We start from the raw sequence: 18,820 nt of genomic DNA, 5'->3' as shown, positions 1-18,820 counted from the left end.
TTACCGGAACTGTACGTCAGCCTCCAATTCTAACAGACGCCGCTTCATTACCAGCCCGTCGGGGGCGGAGAATCCCCCAATTCGCCCCCCAGCGGCGACGACGCGGTGGCAGGGGACGATCAGCGGGGTCCGGTTGCTCCGCATGACTGATCCCACGGCCCGGGCGGCGCCAGAACTTCCCGCCTGGGCGGCGACCTCGCCATAGCTCAAGGTCGCCCCGCGCTTGATCGCGCGACAAGCCTTCACCACCTTCTGCTGGAACGGCGAAAGGTGGTCGACGGCGATCGGGACTTTCTTCAAGTCGACAGGTTCGCCAGCGGCGAAGCGTTGCAGCAGGTCGAGCACCTCTTCTGCCAGATCGAAATCATCGTCGCTGGCTTGCGCGGCGTCGCTGGGCAGCGGCCAGTACTGGTCTAGTTTGCGGCGGAGCGCGGTCTCCGCTGCTTGAACGCTGCGGTTGCCAAACGAAACGCCGATTACCACGTCGCCGGCCGCAGCCACGGCCAAGCCGCCGAGTTCGCTGTCGCCAGTCGCGAACGCGGGCGTCACGCTTTCTCTAGTCCGCAAGGTTGCCACTGTCGCCTCCGTGTCGCTGCTGTTCCGCGTTCGATGTCGCCCGCAGGGGGCGGCGGTTCAGCTTACCACGGCGGGTTTTGAGCGGCGACGACCGGTCCACGAAACCGGCAAATCTCGCCGCCGGCAGGCCCAAATGCGTGGCAATACGCAGGGTTTTAGCTCCCCGGGTCTTTGACACTAATTTCCCAGCGGACCTATACTTACACGAGAGGCGAGCAATGACGCGGCCACTTGGCTCCGGGGACTCGATTCCCCCGCACTGGGCCTTGCCGGTTAGGATTTTGAATCTCTGGAGGACGCCATCCCCGATGAATCCGTATAGCTCGCTCGCAGACGACTTCTACATCAACATGAATCTCAGCACCGAGATGGATCTTCCGAGCAGTCGGGAGACCGTGCTGCACTATTTTGAGCAGATTCAAAAGCAGTATCCGCAGATGCGGAACTTCTACGCGCGCGACAAGAACGATTTTATTCTTGAAGAAGATAAGGATCGGGGAGCCTATCGTTGGTGTTCGATCGAGCCGCGGCGGATTTGCTCCGGCCAGGTGAACCCGGGGTCGGTCGAAGAAACGCTCGAACAGCATCGCCTGACGCTCGAACTCGCGCCCTACGCCCTATCGGTCAGCCCGCTCGACTGCGAGGCGATGGACCTGCTGATGGGCTTTGATTTCAGCTACCGCGGCAACCACAACCAGCTGATTGCCGAGGCGCTCGGCGTCTGCCCTGCCCTAGAACGGATAGCAACGATCCCCGGCGCGACGATCATCAACTACGAGCCGTCATTCACCTTCGCGCTCGACGACGAGTGCCGCATTCAGTGCCGCTTCAATATCGAACCGCGCACGAACGCCTACCAGATCCGGACGAACGAGTTCCAAGAGGAACAACTGAGCGTCTATGTCACCGCTCGGCAGTACGGCAGCCTGCCGCCGAACCAGACGTATGCGTCGATGCTCGACAAGCTGTGGGACGTCTGCCGCGACGTGGTTGATAACTACGTCATCGACTCGGTGCTGCAGCCGCTGGCGCGGACGATTGCGTTGGACTAAGTTCGCGGCCGCTGGCAAATATCGTCCGAGCACTTTCCGTTAAACTAAGCAAAAGCTCCGCCGTCGAATAGTCGACGGCGGGGCTTTTTTATTTCCATCATTCAGAGGTTGTCGCCGGCACTCCATTATTGCTCGACTTCCACCTCAGCCTGCTCAACTTCGACATCGGCGCCTTCGCCTTCCGCGTCGTCACCTTCAGACTCTTCGGCTTCTTCCTCAGCCTCAGCCTTCTTCTGTTCAGCTTCCCACTTATCGAGGGTTTCTTGGGCTAGCTCTTTCCCTTCAAGCAGCGCTGTCATCTCTTCGATGAGCTTCTTCTTCGCATCGCCGCCAAAGCCTACATGGACGACCTGCACGCGACCATCCTTGCCGATCAGCACAGTCTGCGGGATCGCCTCGGCCTTATAGAGATCGCCGATTTCACCCTCCGCGTCGAGCAGCACCGGCACGTCGAGTTCCTGCTCCTTGAGAAACTCCTTCACCGCTTCAGGTTCCTCGCGAAGATTGACCGTGTAGAACACAACGTCCTTCTCCTTCATCTCTTCCGCGGCGGCGGAGATTTCGGGCAATGCTGCGACACAGGGACCGCACCACGTCGCCCAGAAATCGAGCATCACGACTTTCTTGCCAAGGACGTCTTCCAACTTGAAGGCTTCGCCGTCGAGCACGTCGACTTCAAACGTCGGCGCCTGCTTTCCCACTAATTCATGCGGCGGCTGCGGGCCAGGCTTCGGCATTGCATCTTGCAGCGAGTCGGCCTGGCGGACGCCTTCGGGCGGGGTGAACTTGAAGTCCTCGTCGGTGAACTTTGGCTCGGCGTTGAAGTTCACGATATCAATCTGGGCGGTGAGCGACATTCCCTTGGGCATGCCGGACTTTGACGAGTCGTCGGGAACGAGCACCACACGGCGCGGCAGCGGATGATCTGCCTTGGTCACCCACAATTGCGAGTTGAGGCCCTCTTGCTTGAACTCGCACTTCCAGCAGGCGACGCCGTCGATTTCCTCCTCGCCAGCCAGCTTCGACTCCGAGGCGCCGTCGAGGATGAGCTTTTTGAGACCCTCGCCCATCAGGGCTGGCACCTTGCCGGCTGGACCGAGAAACGTCACCGGCAAACTCGCCAGTTCGTTGTTCTCGCCCGTCGCCTCGGCGAGCGGTCTAACGATGTAGGCCTTCAGCATCGGCAAGTAGACCGTTTCTTCCTTGCCGTTGCTGATCGACGTAGCGCCAAACGGGCCCGATTGCTTGATCACGGCCCACCGACTAGGACGTTCGATTTTGACGTCGAACTCGCTTTCGATGCTTTGCTTGCTGCCGTTGGCGTCGACGTTGATGTTGATATCGAAGTCGAAACTGTACGCCGGCAGATCCTTGATCGATTGCTCGACGCGATCGAGCAATTCGTCGACCGACTTGGGTGCGGCGGGCTCCGCGTACGCAGTTGGCGAGCAAAGGAAGCTGCCAAGCAGCAATGCCATGGCGAGCGTGACGCTGAATCGATTCGCGTACTTCATGCCGCTATCTCCCGTGAAGAGCAAAGAGCGCCGGCGCTATCCAACGCCGGTCGTATGACTATCCGCGCAGCAGCTATCCGCACCGCGAAAGGCGATATTGTAGCGGCGTGGCGGCGCCAACGCCAAGAAAATAGTGCAGCGCGCAGCACCGATCGTTGCGAACCGCATCATGGGCGGGGAAAGCGCCGTTCTGCTCTTACTCAGAGAGCAATCGATCAACGCTCTGAATGAGCCGATCCATCGGGAACGGCTTGCGGACGTAATCGTCGACGCCGAGCATCTCGGCGTAGGCCTTGTGACGATTCCCCTCGTTGGCGGTGATCATGATGATGCGGTGCTTCTTCTCGCCGAGACGCTTCAGGCGTTCGAGGACGAGGAAACCGCTCCGCTTGGGCATCATCATGTCGAGAATGATGAGGTCGGGGTTCTCGCGTTCGATGAGGGCCAACCCCTGGTTGCCGTCGCGGGCGACCAATACCTGATAGTCTTGAGCCTCAAGTGCCAGTCGCAACGACTCAATGATTTCAGCGTCGTCGTCGACCAGAAGAATCCGCTTTTCGCTATTGGAAGCTTTTTTAGCCATCGTTCAGGTATCGGGGGTGTGGGCCGCGCCGCTGGGCGGGGGCTCAATGGTATGCGAGTTGCAAACCGTAGTTTGCTCGGACAGTCTCGTAACCGCCCCGTCGAAAGGCTGTGGACTCAAGCCAGCAGACGAAGCGGTAAAATGAGTAGCAAACCCTTAAACTTAGCGAGGAAGAGGCGATTTACAAGCGGCCCCGAAACGCCCCAAGGTTTCGCCAAGCTACCAGAATCGCCGCAGTCGGCCGGGTAACCGGCTTGCTCTCCCCTCGCGCACTTGCGGATTCCCGCGATGCCTGATCCAACTGAAATCATGGTGAAACCCGCGCAAACAGTCCCCAGTTTCTGCCTGCCGGCGCTCCCCTACCAGCCGATTGACCCGCAATCGTACAACCCCGCAATTGGGGTAATCGGCTGCGGCGGGATCACGACGCACCACCTCCGTGCGTACACTGCGGCCGGGTACCGCGTGACCGCCCTGTGCGACGTGGTGAAAGAGGCGGCCGAAAAGCGCCGGGATGAGTTTTACCCCGAGGCCCGCGTTTACACCGACTACCGCGAGATGCTCCGCGACGCCGACGTGGAAGTCGTCGACGTCACGACGCACCCGGAGATTCGCGGGCCGATCATCGCCGCGTGTCTCAAAGCGGGCCGGCATGTGCTCAGCCAAAAGCCGTTCGTGATCGACCTCGACGAAGGGGAGCGGCTCGCCGACCTTGCCGACAAGCAGGGCGTCCTGCTCGCCGTGAACCAAAATGCACGGTGGGCGCCCCACTTCAGTTACATGCGCGAGGCGGTCGAGGCCGACCTCATTGGGCAAGTCGCCTCAGTCCACTGTGGCGTCCACTGGGACCACAGCTGGGTCCGCGGCACGATCTTCGAGAAGGTGTATCACCTGATTCTCTACGACTTCGGCATTCACTGGTTTGATTTTCTGGCGACCGTGATGGGCAAGCAGCGCCCTCTGCGCGTCTATGCGTCGACCGCCGTTTCGCCAACGCAAACCATCGTGCCGGCGCTACTGGGGCAGGCGGCGATCGAGTATCCCCGCGCCCAGGCGACCCTGGTGTTCGACGGGCATGCGGCGCACAACCCGTGGGACGAGGCCTACGTCGCCGGAAGCCACGGCACGCTGCGGAGCTTCGGCCCCAACGTGAATCAGCAGACGGTCGAATTGTCGCGCGACGGCGGCGACTATCGGCCCAAACTCACCGGCGCGTGGTTCCCCGACGGGTTCCATGGAGCGATGGGCGAGTTGCTGTGCGCCATCGAGGAGAAGCGACAGCCCTCAAACGACGGCCGCAGCAACTTGCGCAGCTTGGAGCTAGCGTTCGCCGCGGTGGCGAGCGCAATGCGGCACGAACCGATTGTTCCCGGTTCGATTCGCAAACTTCCCGATCCGCCGAGCGGCTGACGCATGCAGCATCCCTACGAGCCCCATGCCGTCTACGTCTTGCTCGACCGCACTCGGGCGACGCTCGACTCGAAATACGCCGCCGAACTGCCGGCGATAAAATCCCTCAACCGGCTCGAACTGCATCCTCGAGTCACCTTCTTTATCGGCGAAAACGGCAGCGGCAAGAGCACGCTGCTAGAGGCGATGGCGGTCGCAGACGGGTTCAACGCCGAGGGCGGGACGCGGAACTTCGACTTCCACTCGAAAGATTCGCACTCCGACCTCTACAAGTGGGTGCGACTCGGCCGCAGTTCTCGCGGAAAGCGGCGAAGCGATGGCTTCTTTTTGCGGGCCGAAAGCTTTTACAACGTGGCGAGCGAGATCGAAAAGCTCGGCCTCGATACCCTCTACAGCCACCGCTCCTATCACGAGCAGTCGCATGGCGAGTCGTTTATCGACCTGATGACGAACCGCCTGCGTGGCGACGGACTCTATCTGCTCGACGAACCCGAAGCCGCGCTCTCCCCGCAGCGGCAACTGGCGTTTCTCGTGGCGATGCATGAACTGGTAGAGAAAGAGGCGCAGTTCGTGATCGCGACGCACTCGCCGATCATCATGGCGTACCCGAATGCGTGGATTTACGAGTTCGGGCCGCAGGGGATTCAGCGCGTCGAGTACCGCGAGACGGAGCACTATCGGGTGACGCAGACGTTTTTAAACCGGCCCGAGCAGATGCTGCGGCAGTTGCTGGGGGAGGATTTGTAACGAGAGGCATGAACTCAGACTGCCCGGCCCCGGAGGGGCTGAGTAATGTAGCCAGGGGCGCAAGCCCCTGGTATCTGGACCGAACCGCACGTCCAGCCCCGCGAGGGGCGGCATAGCTCGCCGCAACGATTGCGAGTTGTGTCGCCCCTCACGGGGCTCTGAATCATCGCGATGCTCGCTACCAGGGGCTAACGCCCCTGGCTACATTATGTCGCCCCTTCGGGGCTGATCGGCCATCGCATAAAAAAACGCCGCTTGATTGGATCAGGCGGCGTCTTTGAGTCAGTGCTTAACCCTACTTGGCGTTACTTCTCCACGCCGAACGCATAGATGCAGCTGTGCTTGTATTCGTCGCCGGGACGCAGCACGCAATCGGTCCAGCCTTCGAGGCCTTGCTTGTTCGGCGAGTCGGGGAAGACCTGCGTCTCGAGGCAGCAGGCGCTGCGGTGACCGTAGGTTTTGCCCCCCTTACCCTTGTTGCCTTTCAGGAAGTTGCCGCCGTAAAACTGGATGCCCGGCTGGTCGGTGATCACGGTCAGCGTGCGGCCCGACTTCGGGTCGACGAGCTTGGCCGCCTCCACCAGTTCGCCCTCGCCGGCGTCGCCGCGGTTGATCACGAAGTTGTGGTCGTATCCGAGGGCCGACGTCTTGGTGAGTTCATCAACCCGCTTGCCGATGGCCGTCGGCGTGCGGAAGTCGAGCGGCGTCCCTTCCACCGGAGCCTTTTCGCCCGTGGTGATCAGCGTGTCGTCGACCGGCGTGTAATTATCGGCGTTTAGCTTGAGAACGTGGTCGTTAATCGTCGGCGAACCGGCGCCGCCGAGGTTGAAGTAGGCGTGGTTGGTGAGGTTGATCACCGTCGGCTTGTCGCTCTTGGCCGAGTAGTCGATCTTCAGCTCATTCTTGTCGTTGAGCGTGAACGTCACGGTCATGTCTTGCTTGCCGGGATAGCCTTCCTGGCCGTCGGGGCTGGTGTAGCTGAACTTCACCCCCGAAACGCCATCCTTCTCGAAGGGCACGCCGGTCCACACCACCTTATCGAGGCTCTCGGTCTTGCCGCCGTGGAGGTGGTTGACGCCGTTGTTGGCGGCCAGCTTGTATTCCTTGCCGTCGAGCGTGAACTTCGCCTTCGCAATGCGGTTCGCATAGCGGCCGGTGGTGCAGCCGAAATAATCGTTCGCGTCCGACTCGTAGCCGGCGACGTCGTCGAAGCCGAACACCACGTCGGCAACCTTGCCGTCGCGATCCGGCACGTCGACGCCGATGAGCGCCGCCCCGCGGCTCGACAAACGAACCTTCATGCCATTCTTATTGGTCAGTTCGAACTTTTTCACTTCAACGCCAGCCTTGGTTTTGCCGAAGTCGGATTCGGTCACCTTGGCCGAAGCAGTCTGAACGCACAGGCCGAGGGCCAACGAAACGAGCAACATTGCAGAACGACGCATTGGTGGAATCTCCGCCAGTGGTGAGCCTGAGAGAGGTCTGTTTGATCCGGGGAAAAGTGCCGCCAGCCGAGCGAATCAGGCCGACAAAACTAAGCATGGCATGTTCGCCGCGCGGGTGCAACACGCGGAAGTCGCTCACTGCCCACGACTTCGGCGTCTGAAAACACGCAACGACGGCCCTTCGATCTCACCTTACTGACGCTGATCGTCAGCGGCCATGAGATTCTTTGCCGTCGGCGACGCGCGGGTCGCGCGCTGCGACATCGCACGCGATGGCGTGAAATATCTCAAGTTTCTCCGCGCGTTCACCTGCTTGGAGCAGCCCCGCTAGCGGGCTATACTGCGTCGCAATCTCAATCGCTGTTCTCTTTTCCGGCGCCTTGGCGTCCTTTTCTCACGAGGCATTGATGGCGGACAACAACCAATCGGCGCGACGGCTGTTCTTGGGGTGTTTCACCGGGCTCGTCGCCACCGCCTTTGGCTTTGCCGTCCGCAATTCCGCCGAAGTGATGGATAGCTGGGCGACCGGCTTCCAGCTAAGCGAAGAACAGAAGGGAATGATCATCGGCGTCGGCACCTATCCGTTCGCCATTTCGATCATCGTGCTCAGCCTCGTCATCGATCGCATCGGCTATGGCCGCGCGATGGGCTTCGCGTTCGCCGGCCACTTGATCTCGGCGTTGCTGACGATCTTCGCGCCGAACTTCATCGTCCTCTACTTCGCGACCTTTATCTACGCACTGGCGAACGGCGCCGTCGAAGCGGTGATTAACCCCGTTGTCGCGACGATTCACAAAGAGAACAAAACTCACTGGCTCAACATCTTGCACGCCGGCTGGCCGGGCGGGCTGGTGTTGGGCGGGCTGCTGTCGATCCTGCTGATGAAGGCAGGAGGCACGGTAGGCGGCAAGCTACCGGGCGAGCTGTGGCAATGGCAGATGGCGCTCGTCCTGCTGCCGATCCTCAGCTACGGCTTCCTGCTATTCGGCATGAAGTTCCCGCAGCAAGAGCGGGTTGAAGCCGGCGTCAGCTACAAGGAAATGCTCAGCGAATTCGGCTGGGGCAGCGCGTACATCGTCTCGTTCCTCATCGTGATGGGGATTAGCCAGATGCTCGTGGCGTTCGGGCTCAGCAAGCTGTCGCTGACCGCGGCGCTTTTGATCTCGATCGCCCCGGCGGCCGTGTTCGCGTTTTACGTCAACTCGTTCGGCCGGCCGATGTTCATCTTTTTGATGCTCATCATGTTCCTGCTCGCGACGACGGAGCTCGGCACCGACGGCTGGATACAAGACATCATGGGCACCGTCCTCAAGAACAAGACGACCGGGGCTTGGTTCCTGATCTACACCTCGTCGATCATGTTCATCTTGCGATTCTTCGCGGGGCCGATCGTCCATCGCATTTCGCCGCTCGGCTTGCTCGCGGCCTCGGCGGCGATCGCGACGGTCGGCTTGCTGTGGCTTGGCACCGCGAAACCGGTGCTTGGCATGCTCTTCGCCGCCGCGACGCTGTATGGCTTCGGCAAGACCTTCTTCTGGCCCACGACGCTCGGCGTGGTCTCCGAGCAATACCCCAAGGGTGGCGCCCTGTTGCTGAACGCAATCTCGGGCGTCGGCATGATCGCCGTCGGCACGATCGGCGGCCCCGCTATCGGCACGATGCAAGACCGCGACTTCACGGCCGCCGTCGCCCAAGCCTTACCGGAAGTGCAGCCGCAACTGGTCAAGCAAGAGAAAGGACTGTTCTTCGACTACGACGCGATCGATCAAAAGCTCGTCGCGAAACAGCCGGAAGCCGTCCAGGCGCAGATTACGGAAATCCAAGGCAAGACGAAGCAAGGGGCGCTCGCCAAAATCGCCGTGCTGCCGGCGATCATGCTCGTCTGCTATCTCGTGCTGATCGCCTACTTCAAATCACGCGGCGGCTACCAAGCCCAAGTCCTCACGGGCCACGCTGCGAACGACGAAAAATTCACCGGCGGCGTGCCGGGGGCACTGGAAGCATGACGCTGCGGTTAAAATACTAACCGCGAATCACACGAATCTGCGCGAATCAGAAGGACAGCAATCGCTCGTGCCCTTTGCGCATTCCTTTGCGTCTTCGCGCCTTTGCGAGAGACATTTCTTCTCTGGATTTCACGCAAAGGCGCAAAGAAAACAGCTGTAAGCAATCAACGCAATGCTAAGCAGCCATCAGCCCCGAGACGCTGCCGCCGCACAGTTGGTCGGCAATGGCGCCGGCAATCTGCGACGCCGCTTGCGGGCGAGCCAGCTTTTGCATGTTGCGGCCCATCTCGACGCGGAGGTGGTGGTCGCTCACCAACGAATCGAGTTCGCGAGCTAGCGCGGCATCGAGAGCGCCCGATTGCTGCGATTCGTCAACCATCCGGCAAGCCGAGGCCGACGTGAAGACTTTGGCGTTGGCCGTTTGGTGGTTATCAGCGGCCTGCGGGAACGGCACCAAGAGCGCCGGCACGCCAGCGAGCGCCAGCTCAGCCAGCGTTGTACCGCTCGCCCGCGAAACGACCAGGTCGCTGGCAAACAACACCGACGCGATTTCGTCGATGTGCGTTACCGCTAGCGCCTTCATGCCGAGCTGCGCGTAACGCGATTCCGTCTCCTGCAGCTGCCCATCGCCCGTTTGATGGACAATTTGCCAATTGTGGAGCCGATCGCCGAGTCGCTTCAGCGCCGCTGGAATCGATTCGTTGAGCGACCGCGCGCCGCCCGAGCCGCCGAGAATCACCAACCGATTTTGCCGCCGCGGACCGTTCGTCGCGAGACCGCCCGCCGCATTCCGTTCGGTGAGATCGGCCCGCACCGAGGCCGCTTGGCCAAGCGTACGCTTGTAGAGATCTTCAAACACCATCCGGCACGGGTTGCCAGTGACGGTCATCGGCGCTTGGACGTGCAGATGGGGGCGTACTTCTTCGAACGCCGCACACACCATCGCCGCGGCCCGCGAGAGCCACCGCGTCGTGCGCCCGGGGACCGCGTTTTGTTCGAGCAGCACCACGGGAATGCCGCGGGCGACGGCCGCACGCACGACGGCGACGCTTGTCGAGCCGCCGAGGCCGACGACGAGCGAGACGCGTTGTTCGCGCAACATCCAGCGAGCGGCGCAATACCCGGCGACGTTGTCGGTCACGAACCGCACCGCTTGCAGCGGATTGCGCGGCATGGGGTGGGTCGGAATGGTCGAGTAGTGGTGCCCGGCGATTCGCACCGTATGGCGTTCGCGCGCGGCGCCCGTACCGGCGAAGGTCACCAAGGCAGTGGGCATCAATCGCCGCAGATGTTCGGCGATCGCCATGCCCGGATAGAGATGGCTGGCAGAACCGCCGCCGGCGAAGAGAACGTGTGGCGTAGCGGGCATGGCAGCATCCTCCGAAGTGGAAAATCAAAACGGGGAGGATGGAAGGGAGAAGGAGCTCGCAGCCCGCCTTCAGCCTTCCATCCTCCCCGTTCGTCCTTCCTCGTGTTTCCGCTGAGCAACCGGGGGGGCGATGGTTCGCCCCCCCGGCGCTCAGACGTAGACTTCATCGTGAAGCACTCACGCGAGCGACTGACCCAGAAGCCGCCCGCAGCGAGTTATGAGCTCCTACCCCAGGGAGGGCGATCGGCATTGACCCCGCAATCGACGCCGATCAACGATGAAGTCTGAAATGGTTTCTTTAATAAGTTTGTCCGTGGTCAGTGGTCCGTTGCTAAGAAAGATTTTCCATCAAACGCAACTGACTACTGACCACTGACAACTGACGATCTTTTAAGCGACAAGCAGTTCGCGTTCGAACCGTGTTTCCAATCGTTCGGCGAGCTTGTAACAGCTTTCCGAAGTCGTGCCAAGAGCAAGTATCGTGTCTCCAGCAACAATTGAGTCGGTGAGCACGTTTCGCGAGGTGGCGTCGTCGGTGCAGACCACGACGCGGCCGATCGACAGGCCGGCATCGCGAACGGCGAGGCACAAATCGCGTGCACCCGTGCCGCAGGCGACGACCAAGTCAGCGTGACCGAACTCGACCAGCTTCCGCCCCCAGGCCCGCAAGTCGGCGTTGGGGGTGCGGCTTAGCTCGGTCGGGTTGATCCAGACGACGCGGCGACGCACGGCACGCGACTCGCGAAGCACCTTCAGCGCTGCATCTGCAGCGGCCGGCGTGCAGTTCGCCGTGTGCATGAGCGTCGCGCCCGATACGTTGACCAAGGCCACAGGATTGGCCGAAGCCGGGCCGACCGTGAACGTGGCAGGATTGAGGAAACCGGAAGTCGAATGCGAAAGGTCCATGATTCTGCGTGGCAAGCGAGTTGTCGGAGCGGGGCGAAGTTGTCGCGTCGTACTCGTCGAACTCAGCCAACCTTTGTGGGGGTGAAGGTAGTTAGTGAGCTTCGGAAGAAGCTGAAATTGATCTCATCCAAGCCACCCGCCGCGGCGGGTGGACGAAGTGCGATGGCGCCTTCGTTTGCTCCGTCCACCGGCGGATCCGGTGGCTTTTATGTTCGGGTGGTCTCTGCAAATAAGTAGTGAGTGAACGCTGTGCGGCGTTAGCCGACGAGCCGCAGCATCGGGCGAGCGGCGGCGTACAAAATTTCGCGAGCAACGTCGGCGTCGCTGACTTGGGCGCCGCCAAACGTGAAATCGGTCGGCGTCCGGCTGCCGGCGAGCACCACGACGTCCCCCTGCCCCGCCATCGCGACGGCCCAGGCGATCGCTTCTTGACGGTCGGCGGCAATCTGTAGTTTCTCGCTCTTCGGCGCGGCCGAGTGTTCAGCCAGCCACGCTTCGTCGTATTCGGTGAGCGCGTCGGTCACGATCGTGACATCGGCCATCTTCCGCAGCACGCTGCGAATCGTTTCCGATTCTTCAGCGGTCGCTTGAACATTTTCGCCCATGACGCAAATCACGCGACCGCTGGCGAGCGCCCGAGCCGTGCGAAGCGTCGCCCGCAAACCGTTTGCCGTGTGTGCGGCGTCGACAAATACAGGAAACTCTTGTCCGCAGTCAACCCGTTCCATACGGGCTGGCAATTTCTTGACGCTCTCAATGCCTTGGGCGATCGTTTGGAACTCGACGCCGTGAGCGAGCGCGACAGCGGCGGCTGCCAGGCAGTTGGTGACTTGTTGGCGGCCAACGATCGAGGTCCGCACAGCGGCCGAATCGGTGCCGGCGCCGAGGATGAACACCGTCTCGCAGGCGTTCTCTTCGACGATGATGCCGTTGATCTGCGCTTCGTCGCCGAGGCCGTAGGTGAGCGCGGGTCCGCCGACTTGGCTCAGCCAGCGGCAGCTCACCGCGTCGTCGGCGTTGACGATCGTCAGCCCGGTCGGCGAGAGATAGTCGAGCACGCGGCGCTGAGCGTCGCGGTAGTTCTTCACCGTGTGATGCAAGTCGAGCCGCGCTGAATCGACGGTCGTGGCAACGACCGTGTCGAGTTCGATGCCCGCCAGCTTCATCTGGGCGAGCGATTGGCTGGTGACTTCGAGCAAGGCGTGGCTGCAACCGGCCGACTCCATACGAGCCAACCGCGCGGCGAGCACCGACGGCGTGATCTCGTCGTCGATTCCTTCGCTGCGGGTCATGCCGTCGAACGACTTGATCGTGCTCAGCACGCCGACTTCGTAACCGGCGGCGACGTAGATCGATTCGAGCAGCGCCACCGTCGCGGCCTTGCCTTGATCGCCGACGACGGCAATCACTCGCATCCGTTGCGAGGGATTGTCGACCAGCGCGTGGCAGAGCTCGCCCAGGGCGACGCGGGTATCTTCCACGTGGTAGACGGGAACCGTGTGCACCGGAATCGGCCGCTCGACGATGATCGCTGCGGCGCCGCGCTTCACGGCGCGGTCGGCGTAGTCGTGGCCGTCGTTATCGGCGGTGAGGACGGCGACAAAGGCGTCGCCAGGTTGAACGCGGCGCCAATCGCTGGTGCAGCTGGTGACCGAGGCTCCCTTGGCCCCGGTGCGGCAGGCGCCCGAAAACAGATGATCGAGCGCCACGCCAATAGCTTGTTCTTGCGACATCGGACAGGCCTCCTTGCCTGCGTGCCGGTCGCGGCGGCCTCGAAGAGACAACCGCGGCGGCTACTCGGGTGTCGTCCCCCGGCCATCTGCGAATCGCGGACGGCCAAGGCACTCGTCGCATCGCGAGAATCCATTCTCGCGTCTTCGGTGCTCCCGCGCGGCGCCCTACCTGGCGGCCGCTGCAAACCCCTCTGGGGGAGGTTTTGCGGCGAGAGCGAAAGGAGTTGACCCGATCGGCCTAGGAGCGTCAAGGCGAGTTGCCGACCTCGGAATTCCTCGTCGTAAACGTGCGTTGCAAGCCCCGGCCGCGACCGCTTTAGAGCACGCCAGCAACTGCCCTCTGCCGCCGGAACTCTTTTCAGCTAAAGTAGTTCCTACTAGGCGGACCCCTTCAGCAATCTTTGACAGCTTTTGACCAGACATGCATTCCGGCCCGATTGCCAGCGGCAGCAAGCATCTTGCCGCCGTCCCGCGCGAACGCTCGCTCGTCTCGAAGAGTTTTCTGGGGCTCTTGTTCACCCAGTTCCTCGGGGCGACGAACGATAACATCCTGCGCTGGTTGGTGATCGGCATCGGCAAAGATTACGCCGACGTCAACGTGAGCAATCTGCTCGCGATCGGCACCGCGGTCTTCGTCGCGCCGTACATCTTGCTCGCGGCGCCGGCCGGTTATTTGGCCGACAGGTTCAGCAAGCGGCAGGTCATCGTCCTTTGCAAGGTCGGCGAAGCGCTGATCATGGCGCTCGCGATTGCCGCGATTTTGGTCGGGCATATCTGGATGATGCTGCTCGTGCTCGGACTGGCCGGCGCCCAGGCCGCGCTCTTCGGGCCGGCCAAGCTCGGCAGCATTCCCGAAATGGTCGACGAGAGCCGCATCTCCGCGGCGAACGGCCTCATCGGGCTGACGACTGTCTTCTCGACGATGGTCGGCACGTTCTTGGGCAACTGGCTTGCTGATGAAACGGGCGACAAAGGGCAGCAACATTGGCAATGGTCTGCACTCGTCTTGCTAGGCTTCGCCGTCGCCGGTTGGTTGACCAGCCTACTGATTGCCAAGCTTCCCGCCGCCGACAAGTCGCGAAGGTTTCCGTGGGATATGGCCCAACAGAGTTGGCGCGACTTGAAAACGCTTGCCTACACTCCAGCGATGCTGCGAGTGGCGATGGGGATCATGTTCTTCTGGACCCTTGGGGCCCTCGCGCATTTGAACATTGATCAGTTCGTCTTCGAAGCAGGCGGCGGCAAGCAAACGCAAGTGGTTCCGTTGCTTTCTGCTTTGGTCATCGGCATCGGCCTGGGAAGCGTGCTTGCGGGCATTTGGTCTGCAGGGCGAGTCGAATTAGGCATTCTGCCCTTAGGCGCATTCGGGTTGGTGATCGTCCCGATTTTGCTGTTTACCGTTGAAGGCGAGTTCTTTGAACCGAGCGGAGATTGGACGCTCAGTTATATCGTCGCCATTCTCCTGCTCGTGATGCTCGGATGTTCCGCCGGCCTGTTCGACGTCCCTCTGGCGTCGTACATGCAGCACTACAGCCCTCAAGATCGCCGCGGATCGGTCTTGGCTGCAAGCAACTTGCTCACTTTCGGCGGCATGCTTGTCGCCGCCTTAGCCTTCGGCATGATGCGGATGCCGGTGCATGAGGGTTCGATCGAACATTTACGCGCTCAGCTGGCCGACAGACCGAAGACGTTAGCGGAGGCGGAAAAGTTTTGGAACGAATTCCAAACCCAGCAGGCGGCCGGCGAGTCGATCGACATTCACCGCCTCGTTGAAGAGAACCCTGAACAAGCCCTTGTCATCCGCGAGGCCTATCAAGAACTGACCGGCCATCCGCTCCTCACCGCACGGCAAATTTTTTTGTTGTGCGGCGTGCTGACGATCCCCGTTTTCATTTACATCATCGTCCTGATCCCGCAGGCGACGATCCGCTTCATCGCGTGGCTCCTTACGCACACCTTCTACAAGGTTCGCGTCTTCGGCCGCGAGAACCTACCGGAAGAGGGCCCGGCCCTGCTCGCGCCAAATCACGTCTCGTGGCTCGACGGCCTGATGCTCGTCTGCGTCTCGCCGCGACCGGTGCGGCTGATCGTTAGTCGCAGCTACATCGAGAAGTGGTACATCCGCGGCTTGGCCCGCCTAATGGGCGTGATCCCGATCCTCGATTCGCCGAAGGCCCTCCGCTCGGCGATCGACACCGCCCGCGAGGCGCTCAACAACGGTGAAATCGTCTGCATCTTCCCCGAGGGTCGCATCAGCCCCAGCGGGCAGTTGCAAACCTTCAAGCCAGGCGTCCTTGAGATCCTCAAAGGATCGACCGCCGAGGTGATTCCGGTCTACCTCGACGAACTTTGGGGGAGTATCTTCAGCTTCCGCGGCGGCAAACTTTTCGGAAAATCGCCTGAACTCAGCCCCCGCCGCGTTTCGATCTGGTTCGGCGAACCGCTCCACGAACCGAGCAACGCCTACGAAATCCGTAACGCCGTCCAGGCGCTCGGCGCTTTGGCAGTCACCCGCAGGAAACAGCGCGCCATGGTTCTTCCCCGTTTGATGATTCGCAAATGCCGGAAGGCGATGTTCCGCTGGAAGATCGCCGACTCGACCGGGCAGTCGTTCACCGGGGCGCAGATTCTCATGCGGGCGCTCATCCTCCGCCGGCTCCTGCTGCGCGAGGTCTTCGCGCCGAAGGTCGAGGATGAAAAGTACATCGGCATCTTGCTGCCCCCCTCAAACGGCGCCGTGCTCGTCAATGCCGCCGTCACGCTTTGCGGCCGCGTCGCCTGCAATCTGAACTACACGGTCTCCGCGGAGATCATGAACAAGTGCATCAAAAAGGCCGGCATCAAGCACATTCTCACGAGCCAGAAGGTGCTCGACAAGCTGGGGATGCAGCTCGACGCCAAGGTAATTCTGCTCGAAGATTTTAAAGACAAAGTCACCAAGGCCGACAAGCTCACCAGCGCCGCGATGGCCTACGCGATGCCGGCGGCGCTGCTCGACCGCCAACTCGGGCTCCATCGCATGAGCGGCGACGATGAACTGACGGTCATCTTCACCTCTGGCTCCACCGGCGAGCCGAAGGGCGTGGTCCTCACCCATCACAACGTCGGCTCGAACGTCGAAGCGATCCTCCAGGCGGTCCACCTCCGCCGCGACGACACGGTGCTCGGCATCGTGCCGTTCTTCCACTCGCTCGGCTTCACGGTAACGTTGTGGACGATCCTCGGCCTCGACGTGCGGTGCGTCTACCACTTCTCGCCGCTCGAAGCGCAGCAGATCGGCAAGCTTGCGAAACGGTGGGAAGCCACCATTATGCTCGCGACGCCGACGTTCCTGCGGAACTACATCCGCCGCTGCGATCCGGAAGATTTTACGCACCTCGAAGTCGCCGTCGCCGGCGCCGAGAAAATGCCGCTCGCGCTGTTCGAGGCATTTGAAGAACGGTTTGGCGTTCGCCCCGTCGAAGGCTACGGCACGACCGAGCTCTCGCCCCTAGTGAGCGTCAACATCCCGCCGAGTCGGTCGCAATCGAAGGAAATCGACGCGAAGGAAGGGACCGTCGGCCGTCCCGTCGCCGGCGTTGCCGCGAAGATTGTCGATCCCGAAACCTTCGTCGACCTACCGATCGAAACCCCCGGCATGCTGCTGGTGAAGGGCCCCAACGTGATGAAGGGCTACCTCCACCAACCCGACAAGACGGCCGAGGTGATCCGCGACGGCTGGTACGTCACGGGAGACATCGCGCGAATCGACCGCCACGGGTTCATCGAGATCACCGGCCGACTGAGCCGCTTCTCAAAGATCGGCGGCGAGATGGTACCGCATCAAAATATCGAGGATGCGATTCAGCAGTTCCTGCAGGGCGCCAATCCTGAAGAACTGACGGCCGTCGTCGCTTCCGTCCCCGATGACAAAAAGGGCGAACGGCTTGTCGTGCTACACACGAAGATCAGCAAGACGCCCACGGAGATCTGCGAGCATCTCAAGCAGCTGGGCCTGCCGAATCTGTGGATTCCGGGGACCGATAGTTTCTTGGAAGTGGAAGAGATTCCGGTGCTCGGCACGGGGAAGCTTGATCTCAAGGGCATGAGCGACTTGGCGAAAAGCCGGTTCTGCCCGTGAGCGATTGCCCCTCAAAATAAAATCTTGAGGTCACCTCCCCTTGAGGGGGAGGGTTAGGGAGGGGTGACGGCAGCTGGTACCAGGGTTCTTCCCCCCTCCCCAGCCCTCCCCTCCAGGGGGAGGGAGCCGGAAGAATTCTGTTGAAGTCGGCAACGCTACTCGGCCTGCCACGCGTAGATCGCCACATCCCCTGGCTCGATTGCCACCGAATGCGTCGCACCTTCAAGCGGCTGCAGCGTCCCATCCTTCGCCACCGCGCTAACCCGCGTGCTGCCATCAAACTCCACCGTCGCCGTCGTCGGCTGATGGAGGTCGCGATTCACCAGCACCAAGAACCGCTGGTCGCCCTTCGCCAATCGCGACGCGACGACGCCGGTTCCCTCGGTCTGCAGCGACTTGATCGGCGCCGCAGCGGCGAACGGCTTCGTCCCTGCCGGAATCGCCGCGCCCGTGTGGCCGACCGACTCCACTTGGCTGCCGACGAACACGCCGCGGACCGCTTGCAGTTCGGCGTTGAACGCCTTCACCAAGTCGTACGTCGGCGTCCGCTTCCCTTCCGGGTTGATCGGCGCCTCGTGAAAATTCCAAATCGTGCTCACTGGCGTCCAGTAAGTAAAATACTGCAGCGTGTCGGTCCCGTAGGCCAAGTCGCTGTACGCCTGCAGCCGCAAATGCGCGAGCGTCGGAATCGGATACGGCGTGTGGGCCACCAGCAGCGCGAACGTCCACAGCGGGCGGTTAGCCTCCCGAGCCGCTGCCGAGCAGATCTCCAAATTTTCGTAAAAGTCGCTTCGTAACGTTACGGGCGAGTCGGCAGCGCCTTGGACGATTGGGTAATGATCGTAAGACAACTGTTGGGTCGGCACTTCAGCGAGGAACCGCTCGACGTACGTCGCGTAGTCAGGCGTTCCCCATCCTTCGGGATTGCCGTACGTTGGCAGTAGGTTGATGTAGACCGGATGCTCGGCATCGACCGATTGGATCCGCCGCGTCCATGCACCAAGATCGCCAAACGACTTGGCCGACGGTTCATCGACGAGATGGTAACCGCCCAATGCCGGATGATTCTTGAACAGTCGAGCCGTTCCCTCAGGATCTGAATGGAGCTCTGCTGACGAGATGTAGAGCTTCACGCCGGCGGTCTCCGCGGCGTCGAGCATCTTCGTCACCGTCGCGTTGTCCGGGGCGCCGCTGAACGAGATTGTGAACCCGGCGTCGGCAAGTTCTTTGAATCGCTCAGGAGTCGCCTCCGCAGCTGGCACGCCCTCCCAAGCAAAGATCGGCAGTAGCGGCCCATCATTGACCGTGACCGCCGGCTCCGCGGCGACTGCAGTCACCGCTGATACAAGTACAAACCCG

Annotated in this window: 13 protein-coding genes; 5 read left to right on the top strand and 8 right to left on the bottom strand. The window is 61.6% G+C overall.

Features of this window, described 5'->3' with window-relative positions; genetic code table 11:
• Complete coding sequence (locus tag PLANPX_RS09630; protein WP_172991956.1) at nt 1–549, bottom strand: methylated-DNA--[protein]-cysteine S-methyltransferase; 549 nt, start codon at nt 547–549, stop codon at nt 1–3.
• A gap of 335 nt (nt 550–884) precedes the next feature.
• Between PLANPX_RS09630 and PLANPX_RS09625 the strand changes: the two genes are divergently transcribed.
• Nucleotides 885–1,628, top strand: a complete 744-nt coding sequence (locus tag PLANPX_RS09625; RefSeq protein ID WP_152098526.1) for a hypothetical protein — start codon at nt 885–887, stop codon at nt 1,626–1,628.
• 125 nt (nt 1,629–1,753) lie between these two features.
• Here PLANPX_RS09625 and PLANPX_RS09620 read toward each other — a convergent pair whose 3' ends face one another.
• Both PLANPX_RS09620 and PLANPX_RS09615 read right to left on the bottom strand, forming a co-directional pair.
• Complete coding sequence (locus PLANPX_RS09620; RefSeq protein WP_152098525.1) at nt 1,754–3,142, bottom strand: redoxin domain-containing protein; 1,389 nt, start codon at nt 3,140–3,142, stop codon at nt 1,754–1,756.
• 196 nt (nt 3,143–3,338) lie between these two features.
• Nucleotides 3,339–3,725 (bottom strand): response regulator transcription factor, encoded by a 387-nt coding sequence (locus PLANPX_RS09615; protein WP_152098524.1) that lies wholly within the window; start codon nt 3,723–3,725, stop codon nt 3,339–3,341.
• 288 nt (nt 3,726–4,013) lie between these two features.
• Here PLANPX_RS09615 and PLANPX_RS09610 point away from each other — a divergent pair, with 288 nt between their 5' ends.
• Both PLANPX_RS09610 and PLANPX_RS09605 read left to right on the top strand, forming a co-directional pair.
• Complete coding sequence (locus PLANPX_RS09610) at nt 4,014–5,135, top strand: Gfo/Idh/MocA family protein (protein WP_152098523.1); 1,122 nt, start codon at nt 4,014–4,016, stop codon at nt 5,133–5,135.
• Nucleotides 5,136–5,138: 3 nt separating this feature from the next.
• Complete coding sequence (locus PLANPX_RS09605) at nt 5,139–5,882, top strand: AAA family ATPase (protein WP_152098522.1); 744 nt, start codon at nt 5,139–5,141, stop codon at nt 5,880–5,882.
• Between the two features lie 305 nt (nt 5,883–6,187).
• On the opposite strand, the gene PLANPX_RS09600 is transcribed toward PLANPX_RS09605, so the two are convergent.
• On the bottom strand, nt 6,188–7,327 hold the full coding sequence (locus PLANPX_RS09600) for an aldose epimerase family protein (protein WP_198421869.1): 1,140 nt from the start codon (nt 7,325–7,327) through the stop codon (nt 6,188–6,190).
• A gap of 407 nt (nt 7,328–7,734) precedes the next feature.
• Between PLANPX_RS09600 and PLANPX_RS09595 the strand changes: the two genes are divergently transcribed.
• Entirely contained in the window at nt 7,735–9,333 is a 1,599-nt protein-coding gene (locus PLANPX_RS09595) for an MFS transporter (RefSeq protein ID WP_152098521.1), read from the top strand.
• A gap of 175 nt (nt 9,334–9,508) precedes the next feature.
• Here PLANPX_RS09595 and PLANPX_RS09590 read toward each other — a convergent pair whose 3' ends face one another.
• The 3 genes from PLANPX_RS09590 to PLANPX_RS09580 all read right to left on the bottom strand — a co-directional run bounded on the left by PLANPX_RS09590 (nt 9,509) and on the right by PLANPX_RS09580 (nt 13,341).
• Complete coding sequence (locus PLANPX_RS09590; protein ID WP_152098520.1) at nt 9,509–10,702, bottom strand: UDP-N-acetylglucosamine--N-acetylmuramyl-(pentapeptide) pyrophosphoryl-undecaprenol N-acetylglucosamine transferase; 1,194 nt, start codon at nt 10,700–10,702, stop codon at nt 9,509–9,511.
• A gap of 390 nt (nt 10,703–11,092) precedes the next feature.
• Nucleotides 11,093–11,608: a hypothetical protein gene (locus tag PLANPX_RS09585; RefSeq protein WP_152098519.1), complete on the bottom strand. Its 516-nt coding sequence runs from the start codon at nt 11,606–11,608 to the stop codon at nt 11,093–11,095.
• Between the two features lie 257 nt (nt 11,609–11,865).
• Nucleotides 11,866–13,341 (bottom strand): Mur ligase family protein, encoded by a 1,476-nt coding sequence (locus tag PLANPX_RS09580; protein ID WP_152098518.1) that lies wholly within the window; start codon nt 13,339–13,341, stop codon nt 11,866–11,868.
• A gap of 421 nt (nt 13,342–13,762) precedes the next feature.
• Between PLANPX_RS09580 and PLANPX_RS09575 the strand changes: the two genes are divergently transcribed.
• Complete coding sequence (locus PLANPX_RS09575) at nt 13,763–17,461, top strand: MFS transporter (RefSeq protein WP_152098517.1); 3,699 nt, start codon at nt 13,763–13,765, stop codon at nt 17,459–17,461.
• Nucleotides 17,462–17,616: 155 nt separating this feature from the next.
• On the opposite strand, the gene PLANPX_RS09570 is transcribed toward PLANPX_RS09575, so the two are convergent.
• Nucleotides 17,617–18,798 (bottom strand): hypothetical protein, encoded by a 1,182-nt coding sequence (locus PLANPX_RS09570; protein ID WP_152098516.1) that lies wholly within the window; start codon nt 18,796–18,798, stop codon nt 17,617–17,619.
• Nucleotides 18,799–18,820 lie beyond the last annotated feature (22 nt).

This window comes from Lacipirellula parvula, from assembly GCF_009177095.1.
Classification (GTDB): Bacteria; Planctomycetota; Planctomycetia; order Pirellulales; family Lacipirellulaceae; genus Lacipirellula; species Lacipirellula parvula.
The sequence above is the reverse complement of the archived record's forward strand: the minus strand, read 5'-3'. Positions and strand labels throughout refer to the sequence as shown.

Bases quoted from the DNA above. Each gene is read 5' to 3' on its own strand.
- PLANPX_RS09625 (WP_152098526.1), top strand. From the start codon at position 885: ATGAATCCGTATAGCTCGCTCGCAGACGACTTCTACATCAACATGAAT.
- PLANPX_RS09620 (WP_152098525.1), bottom strand. From the start codon at position 3,142: ATGAAGTACGCGAATCGATTCAGCGTCACGCTCGCCATGGCATTGCTG.
- PLANPX_RS09615 (WP_152098524.1), bottom strand. From the start codon at position 3,725: ATGGCTAAAAAAGCTTCCAATAGCGAAAAGCGGATTCTTCTGGTCGAC.
- PLANPX_RS09610 (WP_152098523.1), top strand. From the start codon at position 4,014: ATGCCTGATCCAACTGAAATCATGGTGAAACCCGCGCAAACAGTCCCC.
- PLANPX_RS09605 (WP_152098522.1), top strand. From the start codon at position 5,139: ATGCAGCATCCCTACGAGCCCCATGCCGTCTACGTCTTGCTCGACCGC.
- PLANPX_RS09600 (WP_198421869.1), bottom strand. From the start codon at position 7,327: ATGCGTCGTTCTGCAATGTTGCTCGTTTCGTTGGCCCTCGGCCTGTGC.
- PLANPX_RS09595 (WP_152098521.1), top strand. From the start codon at position 7,735: ATGGCGGACAACAACCAATCGGCGCGACGGCTGTTCTTGGGGTGTTTC.
- PLANPX_RS09590 (WP_152098520.1), bottom strand. From the start codon at position 10,702: ATGCCCGCTACGCCACACGTTCTCTTCGCCGGCGGCGGTTCTGCCAGC.
- PLANPX_RS09585 (WP_152098519.1), bottom strand. From the start codon at position 11,608: ATGGACCTTTCGCATTCGACTTCCGGTTTCCTCAATCCTGCCACGTTC.
- PLANPX_RS09580 (WP_152098518.1), bottom strand. From the start codon at position 13,341: ATGTCGCAAGAACAAGCTATTGGCGTGGCGCTCGATCATCTGTTTTCG.
- PLANPX_RS09575 (WP_152098517.1), top strand. From the start codon at position 13,763: ATGCATTCCGGCCCGATTGCCAGCGGCAGCAAGCATCTTGCCGCCGTC.